This is a genomic window from Olsenella sp. CU969 (assembly GCF_905219715.1).
Classification (GTDB): domain Bacteria; phylum Actinomycetota; class Coriobacteriia; order Coriobacteriales; family Atopobiaceae; genus Granulimonas; species Granulimonas faecalis.
In genome coordinates, this window is record NZ_CAJMXC010000023.1 from 1 (window position 1) to 23,699 (window position 23,699).

Here is a 23,699-nt window from a genome sequence, read left to right on the forward strand (position 1 = left end):
GGGGTGCCGTCGGTCGAGGTGGGGTCGGGCGTGGCGGCGCCGGCGTCCCTGCCGGCGTCGGACGGCACGGTGCCCGATGTGGACGACGTGCCGGTGCCGGCGTTGGAGGAGGAGTCGAAGGCCAGCTGGACGTCGGTCACCTTCCAGCCGATGCCCTCGCGGGCGAGCGTGACGATGTAGGCCTGGCTGCCGCCCTCGGGGAGGGCCGCGGTGCAGCTCACCGTGGAGGAGTCGGCCGAGCGGTCGACGCCGTCGACNNTCACCGTGGCGCCGGACGGGAGGATGGCCTCGATGGCCGCGCGCTGGTCCTCGGACACCGAGGGGGCGATGTAGGCCGAGGTGTCGGTGCCGTCGGTCTTGGCGTAGAAGAGGTCGGCCACGACGTCCTCCTGGGTGGGCCAGCCGTAGCCTCGCCAGTAGGCGAAGCCGAGGGCCGCGGCGGCCACCACGAGCACCACAACGACGCAGACGAGCACCTNCACGCNGGTACGCTTCTTCTTGCGGCGCACCTTGCTCTCCTTCTTCTCGGCCNCGACGATGTCCTGCTCGGAGATGGAGAAGAAGCCGGTGTCCTCGGGCGACGGGATGAACTCGCCGGACTTGCCGAGCGGGTCGAGCGGGTCGAAGGAGCCGGATCCGCCGTAGCCGGCGGCGGCGAGCATGGCGTCGGTCTCGCCACCCTTCTGGCCGGTGAGGGCCGCGACGGCGTTCTGGGCGGCGGTGAAGGAGGCCTGCTGGGCCGGGTTGAGGCTGTAGGTGCCGTCCGCTGTGGCGTGGTTGAAGGCGTCGAGGGCCTCCTGCATGCGGCTGGCGGCCACGAAGGCCTCGCCCAGCTGGGCGTAGACCGCGGCCTGGGAGCCGGTGGACGACGAGAAGTCCAGGGCCGTGCGGTAGGCCTCCACGGNGTCGATGGGACGGCCGAGCTCCATGAAGCAGCGGCCGAGGGCCACGAGGGACACCGCGGGGTCGGGGTTGTTCTCGTCGATGGCGGCGGCGCGGTAGGCGGCGCCGGCCTCGCGCATCTGACCCTCGTGCTCGTAGACCTTGGCGAGGGCCATCTGGGTCTTGTACCTGTTGGTGTAGGAGGGGTCGGCCAGGGCCGCGTTGAGGGCCTGCACGGCCCCCACGTCGTCGCCGGAGGCCGCGAGGGCGCGGCCGAGGTTGGTGTTGAGGGCGCCGACCTTGCCGTAGGAGCGGTCNTGCAGGGCGAGGCGGTAGGCCTCGGCGGCCTCGCGGTAGCGGCNGAGCTTCATGAGGGCGTTGCCGCGCATGTGGTCCGCCGCGGCGTAGACCTCCCCCGGGTTGGTCGCCGCCCCGAGCAGGGTGGCCGCCGTCGAGTAGTCGCCGTTCATGTACGCGGCGCGGCCGCTCTGGAATGCTTGTTGATCCACTGTGGATCCTCCCTGGTGTGGTGGTGCTGCGTGTGACGGAGGCNACGCGGCCGGGTTGCCGTGGCTGATGGTGACCGACTCGATGACGTCGCCGGCGCNGAGGCTGTGGGCGACGTCGAGCCCCTCCTCGGTGACGCCGAATACCGTGTACCCGGAATCGAGGAAATGCTGTGGCCCCAGGCAGAGGTAGAACTGCGACCCCGCGGAGTCGGGCATGGCGGAGCGGGCCATGGCGATGGCGCCGTCGACGTGGCTGTTCCTCGGGTTGACGTCGTACTCGTGGCGGATGCACCAGCCGGGGCCGCCCGTGCCGGGGACGCCGGCGGGGCCGGGGATGCCGGCCGCGACGTCGGAGGGGTCCATGTCGCGGGTGATGGGGTCGCCCCCCTGGATGACGAAGCCCGGCTCATAGCGGTGGAACTTGACCCCGTCGTAGAAACCGGACTCGGCGAGCTCACAGAAGTTGCCCACGGTGACGGGGGCGCCCAGGCCGTCGAGCTCGACGACGACGGTCCCCTTGTTGGTGACGATGGTGGCGTNCTCNNCCCCCACCGGGACNTACTCGGGCGTGTGCAGCGGGTCAATGGGCATGGGGGTCCTCCTCCGAGACCGAGGGTATCCGCAGAATTTTACCAACCGATCGCACCGTTCACAGGAACGGCAGCGACGGGCGCGCTCAGGAGGAGGACCCGTCGGCGGGCGCCTGGATCGAGAAAGACGAGTAGGCCTGCTTGAACAGGGACCCGAACGAGGACGCCTCGCCGCGCACGGACGAGAGGACCTCCTCGCGCGCCGAGGAGGGGTCGGGGGCGGAGGCCGCCTCGCTCCACGCCGACGAGACGATGTCGGAGCGGTTGCGGAGCCAGTTGCCCATCTTGAGCAGCTCCTCGCGCTCGTCCTCATAGGTGCCGCTCGTGGTGTCGACGCCCTGGATGTCGGAGATGCAGTTCGAGATCTCCACGCCGAGCGTAGCCGCCCGCCTCTGGCCCTCCTGACGCTCCTGGGCCGTNCCGGAGAAGCCCTTCTCCTCGAGCTCCGACACCGAGTCGTCCAGGCGCCCGGAGAGGTCGCCCAGGGCGGTGTAGGCATTCGAGAGCCCCTCGTAGGTGGTCTCGTCGCCGGACTTCACGGTGTCGGAGCCGGATCCCTTGGAGTCCTGGCCCTTGAGGGTGTCCACGGTGCCGGGGAAGCCCGCCTGGGAGGTGTCCGCCGGCGCGGTGGCGCGGATGCTGAAGGCGTCGGGGTCCCACGGGTGGGCGATGAGCAGCACGGCCCCGCCCACGACGGCCACGCAGGCCGCGGCCGCGACGAAGACCGCCCGGAGCCTCACGGGGTGCTCGCGCAGGTAGGGATCGCGGAGGTCCTTCTCGGACGGCACGGCCGACTCGAACCGCGGGAGCTCGTTGGTGGCGTCCGGGGCGGCGGGGTCGTCGCCCACGGTGGCCTGCACCCGCCGGCCGCGCTTGGGGGCCGGGCGCGACTCGACCCACATGCCGCACTTGGGGCAGTTGGTCGACCCCTCGGGGACGAGGGCGCCGCAGCTGGGGCAGTAGGAGCCGGTGAGCCTGGGAAGCGACGCCGTGAGGTCGAGCTCCGCATGGCAGGCCGGACAGACGACGGCGTCGTCGGCCACGATCGAGCCGCAGTGGGGGCATTTCTTCACGGGCACACCTCCGTTGTGAACGTCAGAGCAGNNACTCGAGCACGTAGGGAAGGATACCGCCTGCGGTGAGGTACGCCCCTTCCGTGGGCGTGTCCACACGGACGCGGCATCGGAAATCGACCGTCTTGCCACCACGCTGAAGCCCGTGCACCCACACGACGGCGGGGTCGGGCAGGCCGCCGGAGAAGTCGACGGGGTCCACGGAGATGACCTCCGAGCCGTCGAGGCCGAGCGACGCCGCGTCTCCGTCCACGAGCTCCAGGGGCACGATGCCCATGCCCACGAGGTTGGAGCGGTGGATGCGCTCGAAGCTGCCCGCCACCACGGCGCGGACGCCCTGGAGGAGGGGGCCCTTGGCGGCCCAGTCTCGGCTGGAGCCGCTGCCGTACATCCTGCCCGCGAGGACCACGAGGGGCACGCCGTGGGCGCGGTAGTCCTCGGCAGCGTCCCAGACGCTCGTCAGGTCGCCGGTGAGCAGGTCGCGGGTCACGCAGCCCCGCTCGCCGCCGGCAANGCGGTNCTCAAGCTTGACGTTGGCGAACGTNCCGCGCTCCATGACCTCGTGGTTGCCGCGGCGCGCGCCGTAGGTGTTGAACCGATCCGGGTCGACGCCCCGGTCCTCGAGGTAGGCGGCGGCCGGGGAGCCGGCGGCGATGGCGCCGGCCGGCGAGATGTGGTCGGTGGTCACGAAGTCGCCGAGGTCCACGAGACACCGGGCGCNCTCGAGGGAGAAGGTTCTGCAGGCCTCCGCGATCTCGAAGTACGGCGGGCGGCGGATGTAGGTGGAGTCGGGATCCCAAGGGAAGGTGGCCGACGGCGCCGCCTCGATGAGGCGCCATGTGGCGTCGCCCTCCATGAGGGAGGCCGTGCCCTCCTCGTAGAGGCTGGCGTCGAGCACCTCGGAGAGGACGGCCGCCACCTCCTCGTCCGTGGGCATGAGGTCGGCGAGCATCACCGGCGAGCCGCACGCCGCGGTGCCGAGGGGCTCCACGGAGAGGTCGACGTCGACGGTGCCCGCGANGGAGTAGGCGACCACGAGGGCCGGGCTCGCGAGGTAGTTCTGGGCGACGTCCGGCGAGATGCGGCCGTCGAAGTTGCGGTTGCCCGACAGCACGCTGGCCAGCTCCATGGAGCTGGCCCAGGGCTTGAGGCACCCGAGGATCTCGCCGGAGTTGCCGATGCAGCTCATGCAGCCGTAGCCGCAGGTGTAGAAGCCCAGGCGCTCGAGGGGCCCCCTGAGCCCCGCGCGCTCGAGCAGGAGGCCGGCGGCGCGGGAGCCGGGCGCGAGGACCTTCTTGACCCAGGGCTTGGGCGCGAGGCCGGCCTCCACGGCGCGCCTGGCGGCGAGGCCGGCCGCGACGACCATCGCGGCGTCCGTGGCCGTGGTGCAGCTCGTGATGGCGGCGATGGCGATCGCGCCGTGGCCGAGCTCGAAGGTGCCCTCCCCCGTCTCGACGGTGAACCGCTCCGCCATGTCGCCGTGGCCGTTCCGGGCCGCGGCCCCCTCGAAGCGNCCCTTGAGCCCCGCGGGCGTGGTGCGGTTGTGGGGGCGCGAGGGGCCGGCGAGCGAGGTCCCCACCGACGCGAGGTCGAGTTCCAGCGTCTTGCCGTAGACGCGGGGCACCTCGGGGTCGAGCAGGCCCTGGGCCCGCACGTAGGCCTCGGCGAAGGCGACCTCCGCCCCGTCGCGCCCCGTGAGGCGCAGGTAGTCGAAGAGCTTGCCGTCCATGGGGAACAGCACGGCCGTGGAGCCGTACTCGGGGCACATGTTGGAGACGCAGGCGCGCTGGGTGACCGAGAGCGACAGGGCGCCGGGGCCCGTGGCCTCCACGACCTGGCCGACGACCCCCTCGGCGCGCAGGAGCTCGGCCACGGTGAGGGCGAGGTCCATGGCGCTCACGCCCGGGGCGAGCTCGCCGGTGAGGCGCAGCTCCACCACGCGGGGGACGAGCATGGGGATGGGCTGGCCGAGCGCGGCGGCCTCGGCCTCGATGCCGCCGACGCCCCAGCCCATGACGCCCAGGCCGTTGGCCGTGGTGGTGTGGGAGTCGGTGCCCACGAGGGTGTCGAAGCAGGCCATGGCCCCCTCGCCGCCCCAGAGGGCGTCCGTGCCCACGACCTCGCAGAAGCGCTCGACGTTGAGCTNGTGGCAGATGCCCTGGCCGGGCGGGACGATGGTCACGTTGTCGAACGAGGCCCCGGCCCACTTGAGGAAGGCGAACCGCTNCGCGTTGCNGCGGGCCTCCACGGCGAGGTTGTCGGCCAGGGCGGACGGACAGCCGGCCTCGTCGGCCGCCACGGAGTGGTCGACCACGAGCACGCAGGGAATCCTCGGGTTCACGCGGGCCGGGTCGCCGCCGCGGGCCGTCATGGCGTCGCGCATGGCGGCGAAGTCGCAGAACACGGGCACNCCGGTGAAGTCCTGGAACAGCACGCGGGCGGGCATGAAGTCGACCTCCTCGCCCGCCTCGCCGGAGAGGCCGGCCTCGACCACGCGGCGGGCGGCCTCGCAGGCGGNCTCGTCGGACGGGGCGCGGCGCACGACGTTCTCCAGCAGGCGCACGAGGGCCGAGGGCAGGCGCATGGCGCCGGGGATGCCGGAGACGTCCACCATGAGTCGCGAGACGCCGCCCGCCTCGAGGGTGCGCGGGGTGCGGGCTGCGGCGACGGCGGCGGCAAAGGCCGCGGGGTCAGGAATGTGCATGCTCTCTCTCCTCAAGGTAGCTCGCGAAGCTCACGTAGGGACCGCGGCCGCTGTCCGTGGCCTCCCCACCTTTTTTATAGAGCACCGCGAACAGGGCGCACCCTGCGGCGGAGGCGAGGACAAGGAACGGCAACATCGCCCCTGAGAACGGAGCCACCTCGAAGAAGGGGCCGAACGCCGTGATGCCGAGCACCGTGGCCGCGGCCATGGTCGCGAGCAGTGTGCGGCGCAGGGCGTTGAGCGGGCGCGACACGGCGNAGATGAGCGCCACNCCGANAANCGCCACAACGCANGTGGCCACGGTGGAGACCTGGGCGTCGTCGAACCCGAGGGCGCCGCGGGCCAGGACCAAAGCGCCGAGGCCGAGCACGATGCCGGCGCTGGCCGGCACCGACCGTGAGAGCACGTTGGNGAGGAAGCTCCCCCTCACCCGGTCGCGGTTGGGCTCGAGGGCGAGCACAAGGCTCGGGATGCCCGTGAGGGTGACCGAGACGAGCGTGAGCTGGATCGGCAGCAGCGGATAGGGCGGGAAGAGGACGCAGAGCAGACCCACGGCCATGGAGAAGACCGTCTTCACGAGGAAGAGCGAGGCCGATCGCTGGAGGTTGTTGATGGAGCGCCGGCCCTCGTCCACCACGTGGGGCATGGAGGCGAAGTCGTTGTCCACGAGGACGATCTCGGCCACGGCGCGGGCGGCGTCGGAGCCCGAGGCCATGGCCACGGAGCAGTCGGCCTCTCGGAGGGCCAGCACGTCGTTCACGCCGTCGCCGGTCATGGCCACGGTGCGGCCCTGCCGCTGGAGGGCGCGCACGAGGTCGCGCTTCTGCTGCGGCGTCACGCGGCCGAACACCCGGTACCGGGCGGCGGCGTCCTCGACCTCCTCAGGGGTGCGCAGCGTCGTGGCGTCCACCCACGAGCCGGCGTCGGGCACTCCGGCCTCCGCAGCGATGGCCGACACCGTGCGCGGGTCGTCGCCCGAGATGACGTTGAGGCGCACGCCCTGCTCCCGGAAGAACGCCAGGGTCTCGGGGGCTGAGGGGCGGACCTCGTCGGCCACGGCGGCGAGGGCCAGGAGGCGCGGCGCGCCCACGGGGCGGTCGTCGCCGTCGAAGCCGTCCACGGCGCACACGGCCAGCACGCGGGCCGTGGCCGGGAAGCCCGCGACCACCGGGGCGGCACCGGCCGGCGCGCCGTCGGGGAACAGGAACTGGAGCGCGCCCACCGCGTAGGCGCCGCCCGCGGTGACGCAGCCGGAGTACTTGCGCTCGCTCGAGAAGGACACNGCGCGCACGNCGGGCTCGGCGGCGACGCCCTCGCCCTCGAGGTACGAGAGGAAGGCACGGGCAGTCTCGTTGGCGTCGCCGGCGTTGGCGCCCATGACGGCGGCGAGGGCCGAGAGGGCCGCCTCCNGGGTNNNCCCCACCGGGNCGAGCTCGCGCANNNTCATGGCGCCGGAGGTGATGGTGCCGGTCTTGTCCAGGCAGAGGACGTCCACCCGCGCCAGGGCCTCGATGCAGTAGAGCTGCTGCACGAGCACGTTCCGCTCGGCGAGGCGCACCGTGGCCACGGCGAGCAACGTGGACGTGAGNAGGATGAGCCCCTGGGGGATCATGCCCACGACGGCGGCCACGGTGGTGAGCACGGAGGACGACCAGCCGCCCCCCGCGAGGTAGGAGCGCAGAAACAGCGCCAGGCCCACGGGGACGAGCACGCAGGTGCCCAGGCGCACGATGAAACGCAGGGTGGCCATGATCTGGGAGTTCACCGGCTTGGCCGTCTTGGCCTCGGCGCCGATGCGGGCGGCGAAGGAGTCCGGGCCCACGGCCGTGGCCTGGGCGCAGACGGAGCCCGACACGACGAAGGAGCCCGAGAGCAGCGTGTCGCCGGGTGCCTTGGCCTGGGGCCTCGACTCGCCGGTGAGCAACGACTCGTTGACGAGGCACGAGCCCTCGCGCACGAGGCAGTCGCAGGGGACCTGGGCCCCGTGGGCGAGGAGCACGAGGTCGCCCAGGACGACATCGTCGGCCGGGACCTCTACCTCCCTGCCCTCCCGGCGCACCCGCACGGGCCGGGCGGCGAGGATGGTGAGGCGGTCGAGCGCCCGCTTGCTGCGGAGCTCCTGGAAGATGCCGATGGCGGCGTTCGCGGCCACCACGAACAGGAAGAGCATGTTGCGGTAGGAGCCCGTCGTGAAGACGAGGGCCGCGAGCNCCACGTTGACGGNGTTGNAGAGCGTGCACAGGTTGGAGCGCACGATGTCTGCCGTGGAGCGCGTCCCGGCGGAGGTGTCGCGGTTGCCCCGCCCCTCCGCGAGNTCCCGGTCGNCCCGNACGTCCGTGAGGCCGCCGGCCGGTGTGGGGTCGGCGGGGGGCGCGACGCCCCCCGCGGGTCGTTCTTCTGTCACCTTGCGTCTCCTCTCGGCGCCTCGGGCGATACGGAAAAGGCCGGGACCCGCTCGCGCAGACCCCGGCCCTAGATNCAGGTGGTGCCGACTGTGGGGCTCGAACCCACGACCTTTCGCTCCGGAGGCGAACGCTCTGATCCACTGAGCTAAGTCGGCGTGCGCCCATCACTATAACAGACATCGGCGCCCCCCNGCGCNAAGGGTGCNCAGANCCGCCGCGGACACCCTCTGCGATGTAAACGCCCCGCTANGCGCCGCGTCCCCGGCTGTGGCGGCCCGCCCGGTTGTGGTAGGTTTGCTCGGATTGACCAAAACTGAAAGTCATCGAGAAGGAGGCGCCTTGATGATTGCCGTAGTCAGGCAGAGCGCGACCCAGGACCAGCTCGACCACTTCGTCTCGTGGCTGGAGTCCAAGGGTTTCTCGACCAACGTGAGCCGGGGCAGCAACGAGACCGTGGTGGGCCTCATCGTCGACACCACCACCATCGACCCGTTCCTGCTCGAGTCCATGGACATCATCGAGCACGTGACCCGCGTCTCCGAGCCCTTCAAGCAGGCCAACCGCAAGTTCCACCCCGCCGNCACCGTGGTGGACTGCGGCCACGGCGTCCTTATCGGCGGCGGCAGCTTCCAGGTCANGGCCGGCCCNTNCTCCGTGGAGGGGNACAACCTGCTCGCCATCGCCCGCGAGGTCAAGGAGGCCGGCGCCACCATGCTCCGCGGCGGCGCCTTCAAGCCGCGCACCTCCCCCTACGCCAACCAAGGCATGGGCGCCGAGGGCCTGCGNCTGCTCCACGAGGCCGGCACCGAGCTCGGCATGCCCGTGGTGACCGAGATCATGGACGCCCGCGACGTCCAGCTTTTCGAGGACATGGAGGTCGACGTCCTCCAGGTGGGCGCCCGCAACATGCAGAACTTCACGCTCCTCAAGGAGCTCGNCAAGCTGCGCCGCNCCGTCCTGCTCAAGCGCGGCATGAGCGCCACCATCGACGAGTGGCTCATGAGCGCCGAGTACATCATGGCCGGCGGCANCGAGAACGTCGTCCTCTGCGAGCGCGGCGTGCGCACGTTCGAGACCCGCACGCGCAACACCTTCGACACCAACGCCATCGCCGTGGCCCACCACCTGTCGCACCTGCCCGTGGTGGGCGACCCCAGCCACGCCACCGGCTACACCCGCTACGTGGTGTCGGCCGCCCTCGCTGCCACGGCCGCGGGCGCCGACGGCCTCGAGATCGNGGTCCACGACCGCCCGGAGCACGCCTGGTCCGACGGCGCCCAGGCCCTCACCCCCAAGCAGTTCAGGAACGCCATGCGCCGCATCGAGCTCGTGCGCCAGGCCGTGACCATGGAGGACGAGTGACGGCCACGGGGACCGTGGTGCCCGGCCGCGTGGGGGTCGTGGGCCNCGGGCTCATCGGAGGCTCCTTCGCCCGGGCCCTCCACCGCGGGGGCACCGAGGTCCTGGCCTGGAACCGCACCCGCTCCATCTACGAGCTCGCCNGCGTGTAGACCGTCGACGGCGAGCTCGAGGGCGACGCCGTGGGCACCTGCGAGCTCATCGTGCTCACCACCTACCCGGCCCACTCCGTCGCGTGGCTCGAGGAGCACGCCCGCCTCGTCTCGCCCGACGCCGTGGTCATCGACGCCTGCGGCGTCAAGCGCGGCCCCTGCGGGCGCTGCCTGGCCGTCGCCCGGGAGCACGGCTTCGCCTTCGTGGGCGCGCACCCCATGGCCGGCACCCAGTACTCGGGCTTCGCCCACGCGCGCGCCGACCTCTTCGAGGGCGCCCCACTCGTGCTCTGCCCGCCCCCGGGCGACCCGGTGGAGAACCTGGCACTCCTCGACCGCGTGGCCGGCCTGCTCGCCCCCTGCGGGTTCGGGTCGGTCACCGTGGCCACGCCCGAGGAGCACGACGGGGAGATCGCCCACACCTCGCAGCTCGCCCACGTGGTGAGCAGCGCCTACGTCAAGAGTCCCCGGGCCGCCAGCCGCAAGGGGTTCTCGGCGGGGNCNTGGCGCGACCTCACCCGCGTGGCCTCGCTGAACGCCCCCATGTGGTCCGAGCTGTTCCNCNCCAACNCCGACAACCTCGTGGACGAGATCGACCTGATCGTGGGGCATCTGACCGAGTACCGCGACGCCATCGCGGCGGGCGACCGCGAGGCCCTGGAGGCCCTGCTCGAGGAGGGCAACCGCGCCAAGGAGGAGGCGGACCGATGAGCGAGACCCGCACCGTCCACGTGAGCGCTCCGTCGCGCCCCTACGACGTCANCNTGGGCGTGGGGCTGCTGCCACGCGTGGGGGCCGTGTGCCGCGACGCCTGCGGCGGCGACACTGCCTTCGTGGTGACCGACTCCAACGTGGGGCCGCTCTACGGCGACGCCGTGGAGCGGTCGCTCGCCGAGGCCGGCTACGGCACCGCCCGCTTCACCTTCCCCGCCGGCGAGGCCTCCAAGAACCCCGCCACGCTCTTCTCCTGCCTCGGGGCCATGGCNGACGCCGGGTGCACCCGAGACACCACGGTGGTGGCCCTCGGCGGCGGCGTCACCGGCGACCTCGCCGGCCTGGCCGCGGCCCTCTACATGCGGGGCTGCCCCGTGGTGCAGGTGCCGACGAGCCTGCTGGCCATGGTGGACTCCTCCGTCGGCGGCAAGACGGCCGTCGACCTCCCCCAGGGAAAGAACCTCGTGGGCGCCTTCTGGCAGCCCTGGGCCGTGGTGGCCGACGTCGCCTGCCTCGAGACNGTGCCCNGGGACCTGNTGCTCGACTCCGTGGGCGAGGTCGTGAAGCACGGCGTCCTGGCAGACCCGGAGCTGTTCGGGGAGGTCACCTCCTCCCCCGTCACGGCGCGTCCGCTCGACCTCGACCGCCTGGCCGCCGTGGTGGCCCGCAACGTGGAGATCAAGCGCGACGTCGTGGACGCCGACGAGCGCGAGCGCGGCCTGCGCCAGACGCTCAACCTGGGGCACACCGCCGGCCACGCCATCGAGGCCGCCAGCGGCTTCTCCCTGGGCCACGGCTCCTCCGTGGCCTGCGGGCTCGCCGTGGTGGCCCGGGGTTGCGCCGCCGAGGGGCTCACGGACCCGGCCGTGGCCGACGCCATCGTCGCCGGGATCGAGGCCTGCGGGCTGCCCGTGACCTGCGACGCGTCGGTGGACGAGGTCCTCGCCCTCTCCCGCTCCGACAAGAAGCGCCACGGCGACACCGTGAACCTCGTTGTGCCCGTGGCCGTCGGCAGGGCCGAGGTCGTTCCCATGCCCTTCGAGCGCTACGCCGNCGTCNTGCGGCGGGGCATGGGGGGCTGAGCCGTGGNCCTCGTCGTCGGACCGGGCCCGCTCCAGGGCGGTGTGCGCGCGCCCTCGANCAAGTCCGTCGCCCACCGCGCCCTCGTCTGCGCGGCCGCGTCGTCCGCGCCCACGTTCGTGGAGTGCACGGACACCTCCCAGGACATCGACGCCACGGCCCGGTGCCTCGCCGCCCTCGGGGCGTCCGTCGAGGCTGTGCCGGGCCGCGGGTTCTCCGTCTCCCCCGTCCCCGACGCCGTGACGGGGCCCGTGACACTCGACTGCGGCGAGTCGGGGTCCACCCTTCGCTTCATGGTCCCCTTCGCGGCGGCCCTCGGCGCCGACGCCACGTTCGTGGGCGCCCGCCGGCTCCTCGAGCGCCCCATGGCGCCCCTCGAGGACGCCCTGGCCGCCCACGGCGTCTCCGTGTCCCGCGGCGACGGGCGCCTGCGCGCCACCGGGCGCATGACCCAGGGCACGTACGCCGTGCCGGGCGACGNCAGCTCGCAGTTCGNCTCGGGCATCCTCATGGCCTCCCCCCTCGTGGGGGGGCCGGTGTCCGTGGACGTCTCCGGCCCCGTGGCGTCCGCCCCCTACATCGCGCTCACCGCCTCGGTCATGGCGGGCTTCGGCCGCCCGGTCTCCGCCGAGGGCCGCGCCGCCGGCACCGTCTACGCCGCCGACGGCACCGGCCGGCTCGTGGCGCCGGGCGGCACCGTGGAGGTGGAGGGCGACTGGTCCAACGCCGCGTTCTGGCTCGTGGCGGGGGCCTTGGGCTCCGAGGTCGCCGTCACCGGCGTCGACCGCACGAGCGCCCAGGGGGACCGCGCCGTCACGGCGGCCCTGGCCCTCCTCGGCGCCTCGGTCTCCCAGGGCGCCCGGTGGGCCTCCGCCTCCGTGGGCGAGCCGCGCGCCGCCACCCTCGACGTCGAGCAGACCCCCGACCTCGTGNCGCCCCTGGCCGTGGCCGCCGCGCTCGCCCCGGGAACGTCCCGCATCACGGGCACGGCCCGGCTCCGCATCAAGGAGTCCGACCGGGTGGCCACTGTCGCCGCATGCCTCCGGGCCGTGGGCGCCGACGTCTCCGTGGAGGGCGACGACATCCTCGTCCACGGCGGCGCGCCCCTCCCGGGCGGCGCCGTGGACGCCGCCAACGACCACCGCATCGCCATGATGGCCGCCGTGGCGGCCACGCGCTGCGAGGGGCCCGTGACCATCAGGGGGGCCGAGTGCGTGGCCAAGAGCTACCCCCGGTTCTTCGACGACTACGCCGCCCTCGGCGGCACCGTGAGGGAGGTGCGCCCGTGAGCTCCACCATCGGCACCTCGGTGCGCTGCACCGTCTTCGGCCAGTCCCACTCCGAGGCCATCGGCTGCGTCGTCGAGGGACTGCCCGCCGGCTTCCGACCCGACATGGGGCGCCTCGCGCGCTTCATGGCCCGCAGGGCCCCCGGCCGCGACCCGTGGTCCACGCCGCGCAGGGAGGCCGACGCCCCGCGCATCGTCTCGGGCCTCAACCCCGACGGCGAGACCTGCGGAGCGCCCCTCTGCGCCATCGTCGCGAACACGAACACCCGCAGCCCCGACTACGAGGAGCTCCGGCGCGTGCCGCGCCCCGGCCATGCCGACTGGCCCGCCCAGGTGCGCTGGGAGGGGTTCCAGGACGTCGCCGGCGGCGGCCACTTCTCCGGCCGCCTCACCGCCCCCCTCTGCGTCGCCGGCGGCATCTGCCTCCAGATGCTCGAGGGGCGCGGCGTCTCCGTGGCCGCCCACCTCGCCGAGGTCGCGGGCGTGGCCGACGAGCCCCTCGTCTACCGCCTCGACGCCCCGGGCGCGGAGGCCGCCCTCCGGGCCCAGATGGCCGCCCTCGCCGACGCCGCCTTCCCCGTCCTCGACGCCGAGGCGGGCGAGGCCATGAGGGCGGCCGTCGAGGAGGCGCGGGCGGGCCTCGACTCCGTGGGCGGCGTCGTGGAGTGCGTGGCCACGGGCCTGCCCGCCGGCGTGGGCTCGCCCATGTTCGACGGCGTCGAGAACCTCCTCGCCCGGGCGCTCTTCGGCATCCCGGCCGTCAAGGGCGTGGAGTTCGGCAGCGGGTTCCGGGCCGCCTCCATGCGCGGCAGCGAGCACAACGACCCCTACGTCCCAGGCGCCCGCGGCCCCCAGCCCGCCAAGAACGACGCCGGCGGCATCCTCGGCGGCCTCACCACGGGCGCGCCGCTGCGGGTGGCCGTGGCCGTCAAGCCCACGTCCTCCATCGGGCGCCCCCAGCGCTCCGTCGACATCACGACGGGCGAGGCGGCCGAGCTCCGCGTCAGGGGGCGTCACGACCCCTGCATCGCCCCCCGGGCCGTCCCCGTGGTCGAGGCCGTCTGCGCCCTCGTCCTCATGGACGCCCTCGTCACGTTCTCCCCCCGCGACGCCGTCTGGCGCCCCGGCAACTGACCGTCACCCACCGGAAGGAGACCCCCATGGCAGACCTCTCCCAGATCCGCGAGCGCATCGACGCCGTCGACAGCCAGCTCCTCGACCTCTTCTCCCAGCGCATGGCGCTCACCGACGAGGTGGCCGCCTACAAGGCCGGGCGCGGCCTGCCCGTGCTCGACCGCGCCCGCGAACGCGCGAAGATCGCCGAGGTCTCCGAGGCGGCCCCCGAGGGCGTCCGCGACTATGCCGTGGTGCTCTTCAACCTCCTCATGGAGGTGTCGCGGGCCAACCAGTCCGCCTACGTCTCGGGCAACGCCGACCTCGTCGANGCCATCGAGCGGGCGCGCCGCGACACCCCCGACCTCTTCCCCCGCACGGCCTTCGNGGCCTGCCAGGGCGTGGAGGGGGCCTACTCCCAGCTGGCGGCCGACAAGCTCTTCAAGCACGCCGACCTCTCGTTCTTCTCGACGTTCGAGGGCGTCTTCAAGGCCGTCGACCAGGGCTTCTGCCAGTACGGCGTGCTGCCGTTCGAGAACTCCNCGNCCGGCACCGNCAACCAGGTCTACGACCTCATGGGCGCCTACGACTTCCNCATCGTGCGGACCGTGCGCCNCAAGGTGGACCACAACCTGNTCGCCAAGCCCGGCTGCACCCTCGAGGCCGTGACGGACATCTACTCCCACCAGCAGGCCATCGACCAGTGCGCCGACTTCCTGGCCTCCCTGGAGGGCGTGACCGTGCACATGGTCGAGAACACCGCCGTGGCCGCCAAGATGGTGGCCGACGGCGACAACCCCGGGGCCGCCGCCCTCGGCAGCCGGAGCGCCGCCGAGGTCTACGGCCTGGAGACCGTGCGCCGCGCCGTGCAGGACCTGGGCGGCAACTACACGCGCTTCGCCTGCATCTCCAAGAACCTCGAGATCTACCCCGGCGCCGACCGCACCTCGCTCTCGGCCGTGGTCGCCAACCGCCCCGGGTCCCTCTACAAGGTGCTGGCCCGCTTCTACTCGCTGGACATCAACCTCGTGAAGCTCGAGAGCCGCCCCCTCCCCGACCGCGACTTCGACTACCTGTTCTACTTCGACGTCGACTGCCCCGTGGCCGCGCCCGAGTTCACCCGCCTCGTCGGCTCCCTCGACGACGTCTGCGAGGAGTTCCGCTACCTGGGCTCCTACTCCGAGGAGGTCTAGGCCATGACGGGTCGCGAGGTCATAGCGCCCGCCGCCGACGCGGTGGCGGAGGCGCTCGCCGCGGGGCGGGCCGTGCGCGACGCCGAGCAGGGACCCGCCCCCGAGGACGCCCCCTACGGGCTCCTCGGCGGCGCCCTCNGCCACTCGTGGTCGCCCCGGATCCACCGGGAGCTGGGAAGCTTCCCCTACGCCCTCCACGCGCTGCCGGACCCCGCGGACGCCGCGGACCTCGTCCGCAGCGGCGACTGGCGCGGCCTCAACGTCACCATCCCCCACAAGCGCCTGGCCGCCGAGGCGGCCGACGTCCGCACGCCCTTCGTCGAGGCCCACGGCGCGGCCAACACGCTTGTGCGCCTCGACGACGGGCGCGTCCTCGCCGACAACACGGACCCGTGGGGTTTCGCCTTCCTCCTCGACGGCTTCCTGCGGCGCCACATGGGGGCCGACGCCTCATGGCTCCGAGGGCGCAAGGCCGTGGTGCTCGGGACCGGCGGCGCCTCCGAGGCCGTGGGCTCCGTGCTGTCCGAGGCCGGCGCCGAGGTGGCCCGCATCAGCCGCTCCGGGGGCCCGGGCCACGGCTACGGGACCCTCGTGGAGGACCACGACGACGCGGCCCTGCTCGTGAACACGACGCCGGTGGGGATGTACCCCGCGTGCCCGGCGTCGCCCCTCCCCGCCGGCATCCTCGGGGCCATGGAGGGGCTTCGGGGGGTCCTCGACATCGTCTACAACCCGCTGCGCACCGGGCTCGTGCTCGACGCCCGTGACGCCGGCATCCCCGCCGAGGGCGGCCTNGTCATGCTCGTCGCCCAGGCCCTCCGCTCGAGCGAGCTCTGGCAGGGCGTGGGGCTCGACCACGACCTCGTGGGCCGGATCGCCGGCGAGCTGGAGCGCGGGTCCATGNACGTGTTCTTCATCGGCATGCCGGGCTGCGGGAAGACCGGCGCCGCCCGCAGGCTCGCGCGCATGGTCCAGCGCCCCTTCGTCGACCTCGACGACGCCTTCGAGATGGAGTACGGCGAGACGCCGGCAGCGTGNATCGNCNGCGACGGCGNGGCGGCCTTCCGCGACCGGGAGACCGCGGTGCTCGCCGCCCATGGCGCCGACACCGGCCTCGTCGTGGCCTGCGGGGGCGGCGTGGTGTGCCGCCNGGAGAACCGCCGCCTCATGGAGCAGAACGNCACGGNCGTNATGCTCGACCGCCCGCTCGACCAGCTCTCCNGCAACGACCGGCCGCTCACCGCGGCCAGGGGCGTGGAGGCGCTGGCCGCCGAGCGCATGCCCCTCTACCGGGAGTGGGCCGACCTCGAGGTGCGCTGCACCGGCTCGGCCGAGGGCGACGCCGTGCTCGTGAGGTCCCTGCTCGGCCTCTGACCGCCCGCCGGCGGCCGGGTTCATGCCCGGCCGCCGCTCGGCGGCCAGCCGTGCTCGTTCAAAGGAACATCGCCCCCAGCGGACCCGCGCTCCCCCATCATGGAAAAATGATTCCGGTAACGAAGGGTCGGCCATGGAGGGGGAGGTGCCCGCGTGGACTCTGGGAAGACCGCCCGGCAGGTGCTCGACGCCTGCGGGGGCAAGGGGAACGTGAGGGCCAACGCCATCTGCATGACCCGGCTGAGGCTCGAGCTCGATGACACCTCGCAGGTGGACTCCGACCGCCTTGGCACACTCCACGGCGTCCTCGGCGTCCGCTCCCACGGCACCAACGGCGTGGAGGTCGTGTTCGGCCCCGCCGTCANCGACGCCATCGCCCTCGACTTCTGCGACCTCACCGGGCTCCCGCTCGGCCGCAAGACCGCCAAGGCCATCTCGACCATGACGGTCGGGGCNCCGCGACGCGAGGCCAGGCCCCGCCAGGAGGTGCCGCGCGACACCAACCCCGGCCGACGGGCCAGCTACGCCGCCCAGCGCAAGGCCAACCGCGCCCTCAAGGCCTCCGCGGCCGCACAGGACGCCGCCGCGGAGGCCCGGACGGACGACCTCGACCAGCTCCGCCGCATGCTCGAGGGCCCGGGCTCGCTCCTCGACGCCGCCGACGCCGCGGCGGCCGCCACCGCGCGGGCCGAGGAGCCCGCGACGCCGCGCCTTCTCGTGCTCAACGGCCCCAACCTCAACATGCTGGGCGTGCGCGAGCCCGCCATCTACGGGAGCGGCACCTACGCCGACCTCGTCTCCCTCTGCCGGCGCGAGGGCAGGCTCGCGGGCTTCTCCGAGGTGCGCTGCTTCCAGAGCAACCACGAGGGAGCCCTGGTGGACGAGATCCAGGCCGCGCTCGGCCGCTACGACGCCATCGTCCTCAACCCCGCCGCCTACACGCACACCTCTGTGGCCCTGCTCGACGCCCTCAAAGCCGTGGGCATCCCCTGCGTGGAGGTGCACATCTCCGACGTCTCGTCCCGCGAGGACTTCCGCCAGGTGAGCTACGTGCGCGCCGCCTGCGTGGCCACCGTGTCCGGCGAGGGGCTCGCGGGTTACGGGCACGCCATCCGCATCCTCGCGGACGCGCTCGACGGCTGAGGCCGCCGGCACGCCCCCGCATATGGAGAAAGGCGCGGCCCCCGAGGGGGCCGCGCCTTTCCGTGCCGTCGTCCGGGGCCTCAGCTCGCCACGTCGTGGGGCTCGTCGAGGCCGAAGGCCGCGTAGCCGTTGCGGCACTCCCCCGCCTCGATGGCGCTCTTGATGGCATAGATGCCGTCGGCGGTGGACAGGCCGCAGCCTGCGGGCATCCAGAAACTCTCGCCGAAGCGGCGCTCGAACTCGTCGCACAGGTCATAGAATCGGTCGATGGCAGTTGTCGGGGCATTCATGGTCATCACTCCAACCCAGGGCGCTCAGCCNTCTGGCAACTGGAACAACTTTAACAGGTTAAAAACAGGTTGTAAGCATGTTCGTCGATACGAAGGGCGAACGGTCGAATGGGGCGCCCCATCGCGACATCCCGGACGGTCCGGGGCCCTGCCGTCGACGGTCTCATGCCGCCCTATCGCACGGCGTGGGCGAGCCGTGGCACGGCGGCGGCCCCACGGTCACGATGGGCTCCGTTGGGTATCGACCACGACACGCACCCGGAGAAGGGAGACCCCATGTCCCGCACCGTAGTCCTCGAGGGCGACGTCCCCAGCGCGCCCTGCATCGTCGACCCCGCGCCGCTCTCGCACCTCGCCCCCGGCGAGGCCTTCGCCATGGAGGCGCACCCGCTCACCGAGGGGGAGCGCTCCGCGCTCGAGGGGGCCGGCGCGTTCACCGAGCGCCGGCCGGCCTACGCCCTCTGGTACGGCGGGTCCTTCGTGGGTGCCGCCACGGGNCTCACCCACGCAGGCCGCGCCCTCNTCTCGCTCGGAGACTCCGTCACGGTGGCGGCCGTGCGCACCGAGGGCGGGCTGGGCGGCTACCGCGGCGTGGAGCTCGAGCTCCCGGAGGCCGACCCCTTCGAGCGCTGGTACCGCTTCGTGGAGTGCGGCGTCGATGTGCCCCTCGACGCCCCCGTCTCGGTCGTCAACCTCGCCGTGGAGGAGGGCGCCCCGCAGGGCGGGCGCGCGACCGTGACCGTGGGCGAGCCCCAGGGCGAGGCGCTTCCCGTCACCCTCGCCGGGACCGACGTGGAGGGCTCCCCCACCTCGGCCACCTACTCCGTCGTGCCGCGCCAGCACCACTCCTACGGGGTGCTCGAGACCCTCGCGGGACGCACGTGCGAGGCCGTCGTGGAACGGCGCGACAGCTTCACGCACCGTGGCACCCGGTACCTGAAGGTCTTCATCGACACCGCACGCTGACCCGTGGCCCGCATCCGGAGGTTCTCCTGCGAGGTGGCCGGCGTGCCCGTGGACGTGGTGTTCCGGGCACGGCGGCGCTTCGTGCTGCGGCCCGGCCGCGACGGACGGGTGACGGTCTCGGCGCCGAGGTCCATGGGGCGCGCGGCCGTGCTGGCATGGCTCGGGNGCGAGGGCGCCGACGTCCTCGCCCCCGTCGCCCAGCGCCTGCCTGCGGCCGACGAGCTCGAGCGTAGGCGCGCCTGGGGCCGGCTCCGGGAGGGCGACGTCGTCGCCGTCTGGGGGCGCCCGGTCGCGGTGCGCCTCGAGACGGCGGAGGGGAGGCCGGCCGCCCGCGTCGAGGACGGGTCGCTCGTGCTCGGGGTCCCCGACCCGAAGGACCCCTCGGAGGAGACTCACCAACTTAGGAGGCGCCTCTTCGAGGGGCTGCTGAGAAGCGAGCTCGCCGCGGCGGTTCCAGGGGCCCGGGAGCGGGCCGAGAGGGCCGTCGGCACAGGGACCGGCCGGTGGACCGTGCGGCGCATGGGCAGCCGCTGGGGCTCCTGCCGGCCGTCCACGGGCTCAGTCTCGATCGCGCTCGACCTCGCCTGCCACGACCCGGCCTTCCTCGACCTCGTGGCCGTGCACGAGGTCGCCCACATGGAGGCGCCCGACCACGGCCNCCGCTTNTCGGANGTCATGGACCGGGCGCTGCCGGGGTGGCGCGGGCTCCAGGCGGACCTCGACCGCGAGGGCATGCGGCTGCCGCCCGACGCCCCGGCCAAGGCTTAGGGTCGGGGGCTAGTACGGGACGTAGTGCGTCACGAGGTAGCCGCCGTCGCAGCAGGTCTGGAACCCGATGCCGCCGTCGGCATGGGTGAAGTCGTAGACGCCGCTCGCATAGTAGTCGGAGCCCTCGGGCACCACCATGGATCCCGCGTAGGCGTAGCGCTGGCCGTCGACGACCACTGTGTCGGGCCTGGACGCGATCTGCCCGCCGGACTCGGACCAGTCGTGGGCCACGTAGTAGCCGTCGGCCCACTGGGTGCAGGCCCCGTCGGACGCGCCCTCGGCCGCCCCGTACTCGTCNCGGTAGGAGACGTTCCACGCGTCGTCGCCCCCGGCGGCCTCGGCACCGCCGGCCGCCGGGGCCCCATCGGCAGCCCCGTCGGCGACGGGGGCGGCGGCACCGGCCGAGGAGCCCCGGGCCCCGCAGCCCTCGGCGGCCCGCAGCTCGGCGGCGCGGGCCTCGGCGGCGCGGGTCTCGGCCGCTTTCTCCTCCGCGGAGCGTGTGGCGGCGTCGGCGACCGCATGGAGCCGGTCCCCGAGCGCCCGGGCGTCCATGACCCCCGGCACGCCGCCGAAGACACCGGCACCGGCGCTGCCCCGCCGCGCGATCGCCTGGATGTCGCGGTTGGCCCGGGCGATGAGGGCGTCAAGCTCGCAGTAGGTGGAGGGGTCCTTGACGGAGCCGGCGTCGAGCGGGGCCGCGGCGGACGAGGCGTAGAGTGCCGCCTCGCTCAGGGTGGCGATGTCCTCGTCGGCCGGGGCGCCGGGACCCGGGGCAGACCGGAGCGCGGCGGCGTCGGCCGCGGCGGCGGGGCCCGCAAGGGCGATGGCGAGGGCGGCTGACGCCGCGAGGAGGGGCGCGTGGGCGATTCTGTCCATGGGGTTATTTCCTTTGTGATGAGCCCTGAACCGAGCTGCGGTCACATCGGAATTACCCTCAGAAAAGGGACTCTCAACTCAGGGGGAATAACAGAGGGACAATCTCAGGAGTCGTTCCCATGGTTGAATCCAGACTAATGATTGTTCGTATCAGTTGCATTCAGCCTGAAACAACGGGGCAGCCCGGCATCGGGGGTCTCACGCGATGAGGGCGGCAACGGCCGCACGGAAGCGGTCCGGGTCGACGCCGTAGAGCCGCGTGAGGGCGAGCTTCTCGGCGCGGTCCAGACGCTTGATCAGGGCCTCGGCCCGCATGGCCTCGTGGCGCGTGGGGAAGGCCGCCTCGGCGGCGAGGGAGACGGGCCGGCGGCTCCTCGTGTATCGAGCGCCCGTGCCCGCGTTGTGGGACGCCACGCGACGGGCCACGTCCACGGTGTAGCCTGTGTAGAGGGAGCCGTCGGAGCAACGGACCATATAGACGCTGTAAAGACCTTCCATGAGCTCNCTCCCCGGCCGCCTGACCCTACGAGGAGGACCCATGCGCACCCTGGGAAACATTATATGGATCGTCACCGGCGGGTNNANCANCGCCCTGGCCTGGCTGCTCATAGGTCTCGTGTGGTGCCTCACGTTCGTGGGCATCCCCGTGGGGAGGCAGGCCTTCAAGATGGCCGCGCTCACCCTCACGCCCTTCGGCAAGGAGATCGTCTACGGGGGCGNCCTGCCGTCGTNACTGGCCANCGGCCTCTNGCTCNTCTTCGGTGGTGCCGAGATGGCCCTCGGCTACCTGTTCCTAGGGGCCATCTGGTGCGTCACCGTGGTGGGGGCGCCCTTCGGCGTGCAGCTCTTCAAGATGGCCAAGCTGTCGCTCCTGCCCTTCGGGGCGGAGGTGCGCTAGAACGAAGGCGGGNCCGANGCGCACGGCCAGTCGGGCGAGAGGCGCCCCCCCACGGCCCTTCTTGGGCACGGGAACCCGCGAATGCGCGGTTCTCCCGACACGAGGGGCTCTCGATATGCGGCTTGGCGCGAAAGGCCCCCGTTGCGCGGCCCGTCTGGCCTGAGACGGCTCCAAAGCGCGGTTTCGGGGCGAGACNGGGCCCGAATCGCGCATCGGGGGGGGCGTTCATACCGCTGCCATCGCGCATTCGCGGCCGTTCGCACCAAACCGCGCATCCAAGGCCGTTCGTGCCGCAACCGCCCCGCATCGACGCCCCCTTCGCGCCACGGCTAACACTCGCCGCGTCCCGATTATCCCGCACCGCAGGGGCTCACCGGGGTGGAGCCCTGCCGTACCGGTACGCCTTCCGCGCACCCTCCTCACAAAAAAACAGGCCTCCGGGTTGCCCCGATGGCCTGTGACTGTGTGGTGGGCGTTACAAGATTTGAACTTGTGACCTNNTCCGTGTCAGGGAAGCGCTCTCCCCCTGAGCTAAACGCCCGTTGGTTGCCGCGCCACGTGCCNGCGCAACAGAATTGAGTATAAGAGCCCCGTCCTCGCCATGCAAGACCCATTTTTCGCCTCTTTCCCGTCGCCCCTAGCGGGCCGGGTCGACCAGGTAGAGCTCCCGGAGCCGGGCCACGCGGCCGGCGTCCATGCCCAGGGCCTCGTCGAGGTAGGCGTCCACGGAGCCCCAGCTGCCCCGCACGGCGTCGAAGGCGCGGCGCAGGCTCTCCTCCTCCACGGTGTAGAGGACATGGGCCATGGCGGCCAGCTTGGCCGGGAAGAGGCGGCGGTCGGCCAGGGCGAGTACGGCGCGGGCCCAGCCCGGCTGGGTGAAGCGGTTGGAGGCGAGGTAGTCCTCCACCACGAGCTCCTCGGGGACGCCGAGCGCGTGCTCGAGGAGCGCCGCGGCGATGCCGGTGCGGTCCTTGCCGGCGCTNCAGTGCCAGAGCACGGCGGACGGTGCCGGCCGCTCTCCCACGGCCATGACCACGTCGAAGAACCGGCGGTAGCCCGCGATGCCCTCGTCGCCCGTGACGATCTGGGCGNACANCTCGNTCATGCGCCCCTCGGTGCCCATCTCGTACTCACGGAAGAGCGCAAGGAGCTCGCGCGGGCCCATGGAGCGCGTGATTCCGGCGGCCGACGCCGCGATGACCGGCAGGAACTCGAAGCTCGCCGCAGGGAAGAGCCCGGCGGGGTCGGGTTTGGCGGAGCGCTCCCGCTCCGTGCGGAGGTCCACCACGGCCGCAAGCCCGAGGTCGGCCAGGAGGCGCGCGTNCGCCACGCTGGCCCCGGCGAGCTCGCCCGAACGCAGCAGGCGCCCCGGGACCACCACACGGCCGTCGGCCGTGGCGAGGCCGCCGAGGTCGCGGGCGTTGCGCACGCCGGCAAGCCCCATGTGGCCCCAGTCCGAGGCCGCGAAGCGCCGCTCGAGCGCCACCTCCGCAAGGTCGGGTGCCGCCGTCTGCCTCCCGTGGCCCATGGGCCCTCCTCCCCTCGCGCCTCAGCCGTTGGGGGCNAGTTGCTTGCCCACCACGAGGTTCTGGAAGCGCCCCTCTATGAACTCGTCGTTGAAGTGGCCGTCCACGTAGACGTCGACGGCGTTCTGGGGTGGTATGCCCAAACTCCGCTGGCCCATGCGGTAGAAGCNGTAGGCCGTGGCGAGCAGGTCNACGGANATCGCCACAACGAGGACAGCCACCACCACCCCCTGGAGCCGGTGCGACGGCTCGCCGACGACCCACACGATCTCGGGCAGGACGAGGCGGGCGTACNCCACGCCGAGGAGGCCCCACACGAAGATGNACNANCAGNAGATCCACTGGGTGATGGCGTCGGGGAGGCCGAGGTAGGTCCAGCTCTGGGCGTGCCAGAAGTGCTCCATGGCCATNCCGGTGCTCTGCTCGATGGCAGCGCCGGCCCCCATGGAGACGAGGAAGACCTCGGCGAGGGAGGCCTTGCGGAAGTTCCAGAGCACAACGGTGAACAGCAGGCCGCCGAACCCGTAGAGGGGTGAGAAGGGCCCCCACACCACACCGGCACGGTTCTCCATGCGGCCCTGGGAGTGCCACATCCACACCTCCTCGGCGAAGAGGCCCAGCATGCTCGCCACGATGAAGACGACGACGTAGACCGTGATGCCCAAGGTGGCGCGGTCGAGGTACTGGTCGCGGGCAAGGCGCTCGGCGCGACGCACGGCGCGACGCTGCTCGGAGGAGACGGCCGAGGCCGGCCGGGTGGCCATGGAGCCGTAGGCGGGGTCCGCGGGCGGGGTGC

Annotated in this window: 16 protein-coding genes, 2 tRNA genes and 2 pseudogenes; 10 read left to right on the top strand and 10 right to left on the bottom strand. The window is 72.7% G+C overall.

Features of this window, described 5'->3' with window-relative positions:
* Positions 1 to 1,451: 1,451 nt before the first annotated feature.
* The 5 genes and pseudogenes from JX283_RS03975 to JX283_RS03995 form a co-directional block, all read right to left on the bottom strand.
* Positions 1,452 to 1,982: pseudogene (locus JX283_RS03975) on the bottom strand (peptidylprolyl isomerase); the annotation flags it as partial.
* Between the two features lie 85 nt (positions 1,983 to 2,067).
* Positions 2,068 to 3,054 carry a zinc ribbon domain-containing protein gene (locus JX283_RS03980; RefSeq protein ID WP_168353970.1) on the bottom strand — a complete coding sequence of 329 codons (987 nt, stop codon included), beginning with the start codon at positions 3,052 to 3,054 and terminating at the stop codon, positions 2,068 to 2,070.
* Between the two features lie 22 nt (positions 3,055 to 3,076).
* Entirely contained in the window at positions 3,077 to 5,758 is a 2,682-nt protein-coding gene (locus tag JX283_RS03985) for an aconitate hydratase (RefSeq protein WP_204829452.1), read from the bottom strand.
* Positions 5,745 to 8,162 carry an HAD-IC family P-type ATPase gene (locus JX283_RS03990; RefSeq protein ID WP_204829453.1) on the bottom strand — a complete coding sequence of 806 codons (2,418 nt, stop codon included), beginning with the start codon at positions 8,160 to 8,162 and terminating at the stop codon, positions 5,745 to 5,747. Before JX283_RS03990 ends, JX283_RS03985 begins: the two co-directional genes overlap by 14 nt.
* Before the next feature lie 79 nt (positions 8,163 to 8,241).
* Positions 8,242 to 8,318 (bottom strand) — tRNA-Arg (locus JX283_RS03995).
* A gap of 187 nt (positions 8,319 to 8,505) precedes the next feature.
* Between JX283_RS03995 and aroF the strand changes: the two genes are divergently transcribed.
* The 8 genes from aroF to JX283_RS04035 all read left to right on the top strand — a co-directional run bounded on the left by aroF (position 8,506) and on the right by JX283_RS04035 (position 17,579).
* Positions 8,506 to 9,525 (top strand): 3-deoxy-7-phosphoheptulonate synthase, encoded by a 1,020-nt coding sequence (gene aroF / locus JX283_RS04000; protein WP_204829454.1) that lies wholly within the window; start codon positions 8,506 to 8,508, stop codon positions 9,523 to 9,525.
* 179 nt (positions 9,526 to 9,704) lie between these two features.
* Positions 9,705 to 10,385 (top strand): prephenate dehydrogenase, encoded by a 681-nt coding sequence (locus JX283_RS04005; RefSeq protein WP_239652460.1) that lies wholly within the window; start codon positions 9,705 to 9,707, stop codon positions 10,383 to 10,385.
* A complete protein-coding gene (aroB, locus tag JX283_RS04010) occupies positions 10,382 to 11,470 on the top strand; it encodes a 3-dehydroquinate synthase (RefSeq protein WP_204829455.1) in 1,089 nt (362 codons plus the stop codon). Before JX283_RS04005 ends, aroB begins: the two co-directional genes overlap by 4 nt.
* A 3-nt stretch (positions 11,471 to 11,473) precedes the next feature.
* The gene (gene aroA / locus JX283_RS04015) at positions 11,474 to 12,757 is read left to right on the top strand and encodes a 3-phosphoshikimate 1-carboxyvinyltransferase (protein WP_204829456.1); all 1,284 of its coding nucleotides are present in this window, start codon (positions 11,474 to 11,476) and stop codon (positions 12,755 to 12,757) included.
* On the top strand, positions 12,754 to 13,890 hold the full coding sequence (gene aroC / locus JX283_RS04020) for a chorismate synthase (RefSeq protein ID WP_135977286.1): 1,137 nt from the start codon (positions 12,754 to 12,756) through the stop codon (positions 13,888 to 13,890). The genes aroA and aroC overlap by 4 nt, the downstream gene beginning before the upstream one ends.
* A 26-nt stretch (positions 13,891 to 13,916) precedes the next feature.
* The gene (locus JX283_RS04025) at positions 13,917 to 15,062 is read left to right on the top strand and encodes a bifunctional chorismate mutase/prephenate dehydratase (RefSeq protein ID WP_204829457.1); all 1,146 of its coding nucleotides are present in this window, start codon (positions 13,917 to 13,919) and stop codon (positions 15,060 to 15,062) included.
* Positions 15,063 to 15,065: 3 nt separating this feature from the next.
* Complete coding sequence (locus JX283_RS04030; RefSeq protein ID WP_204829458.1) at positions 15,066 to 16,436, top strand: shikimate kinase; 1,371 nt, start codon at positions 15,066 to 15,068, stop codon at positions 16,434 to 16,436.
* Between the two features lie 153 nt (positions 16,437 to 16,589).
* Positions 16,590 to 17,579, top strand: coding sequence for a type II 3-dehydroquinate dehydratase (locus tag JX283_RS04035; protein ID WP_204829459.1), 990 nt, complete (start codon positions 16,590 to 16,592; stop codon positions 17,577 to 17,579).
* An 80-nt stretch (positions 17,580 to 17,659) separates the two neighbouring features.
* Here the strand turns inward: JX283_RS04035 and JX283_RS04040 are convergent, their stop codons facing one another.
* A complete protein-coding gene (locus tag JX283_RS04040; protein WP_204829460.1) occupies positions 17,660 to 17,875 on the bottom strand; it encodes a hypothetical protein in 216 nt (71 codons plus the stop codon).
* A gap of 963 nt (positions 17,876 to 18,838) precedes the next feature.
* On the opposite strand from JX283_RS04040, the gene JX283_RS04045 reads away from it, so the two are divergent.
* Positions 18,839 to 19,603, top strand: a complete 765-nt coding sequence (locus tag JX283_RS04045; RefSeq protein WP_204829461.1) for a M48 family metallopeptidase — start codon at positions 18,839 to 18,841, stop codon at positions 19,601 to 19,603.
* Positions 19,604 to 20,677: 1,074 nt separating this feature from the next.
* On the opposite strand, the gene JX283_RS04050 is transcribed toward JX283_RS04045, so the two are convergent.
* Positions 20,678 to 20,977 (bottom strand): GIY-YIG nuclease family protein, encoded by a 300-nt coding sequence (locus JX283_RS04050; protein ID WP_135977278.1) that lies wholly within the window; start codon positions 20,975 to 20,977, stop codon positions 20,678 to 20,680.
* 40 nt (positions 20,978 to 21,017) lie between these two features.
* Here JX283_RS04050 and JX283_RS04055 point away from each other — a divergent pair, with 40 nt between their 5' ends.
* The gene (locus JX283_RS04055; protein WP_204829462.1) at positions 21,018 to 21,377 is read left to right on the top strand and encodes a YccF domain-containing protein; all 360 of its coding nucleotides are present in this window, start codon (positions 21,018 to 21,020) and stop codon (positions 21,375 to 21,377) included.
* A 466-nt stretch (positions 21,378 to 21,843) separates the two neighbouring features.
* Here the strand turns inward: JX283_RS04055 and JX283_RS04060 are convergent.
* The 3 genes and pseudogenes from JX283_RS04060 to JX283_RS04070 all read right to left on the bottom strand — a co-directional run.
* Positions 21,844 to 21,918 (bottom strand) — tRNA-Val (locus JX283_RS04060).
* Positions 21,919 to 22,014: 96 nt separating this feature from the next.
* Positions 22,015 to 22,905: a tyrosine-protein phosphatase gene (locus JX283_RS04065; RefSeq protein WP_204829463.1), complete on the bottom strand. Its 891-nt coding sequence runs from the start codon at positions 22,903 to 22,905 to the stop codon at positions 22,015 to 22,017.
* Between the two features lie 21 nt (positions 22,906 to 22,926).
* A pseudogene (locus tag JX283_RS04070) lies at positions 22,927 to 23,699 on the bottom strand (putative ABC transporter permease); the annotation flags it as partial.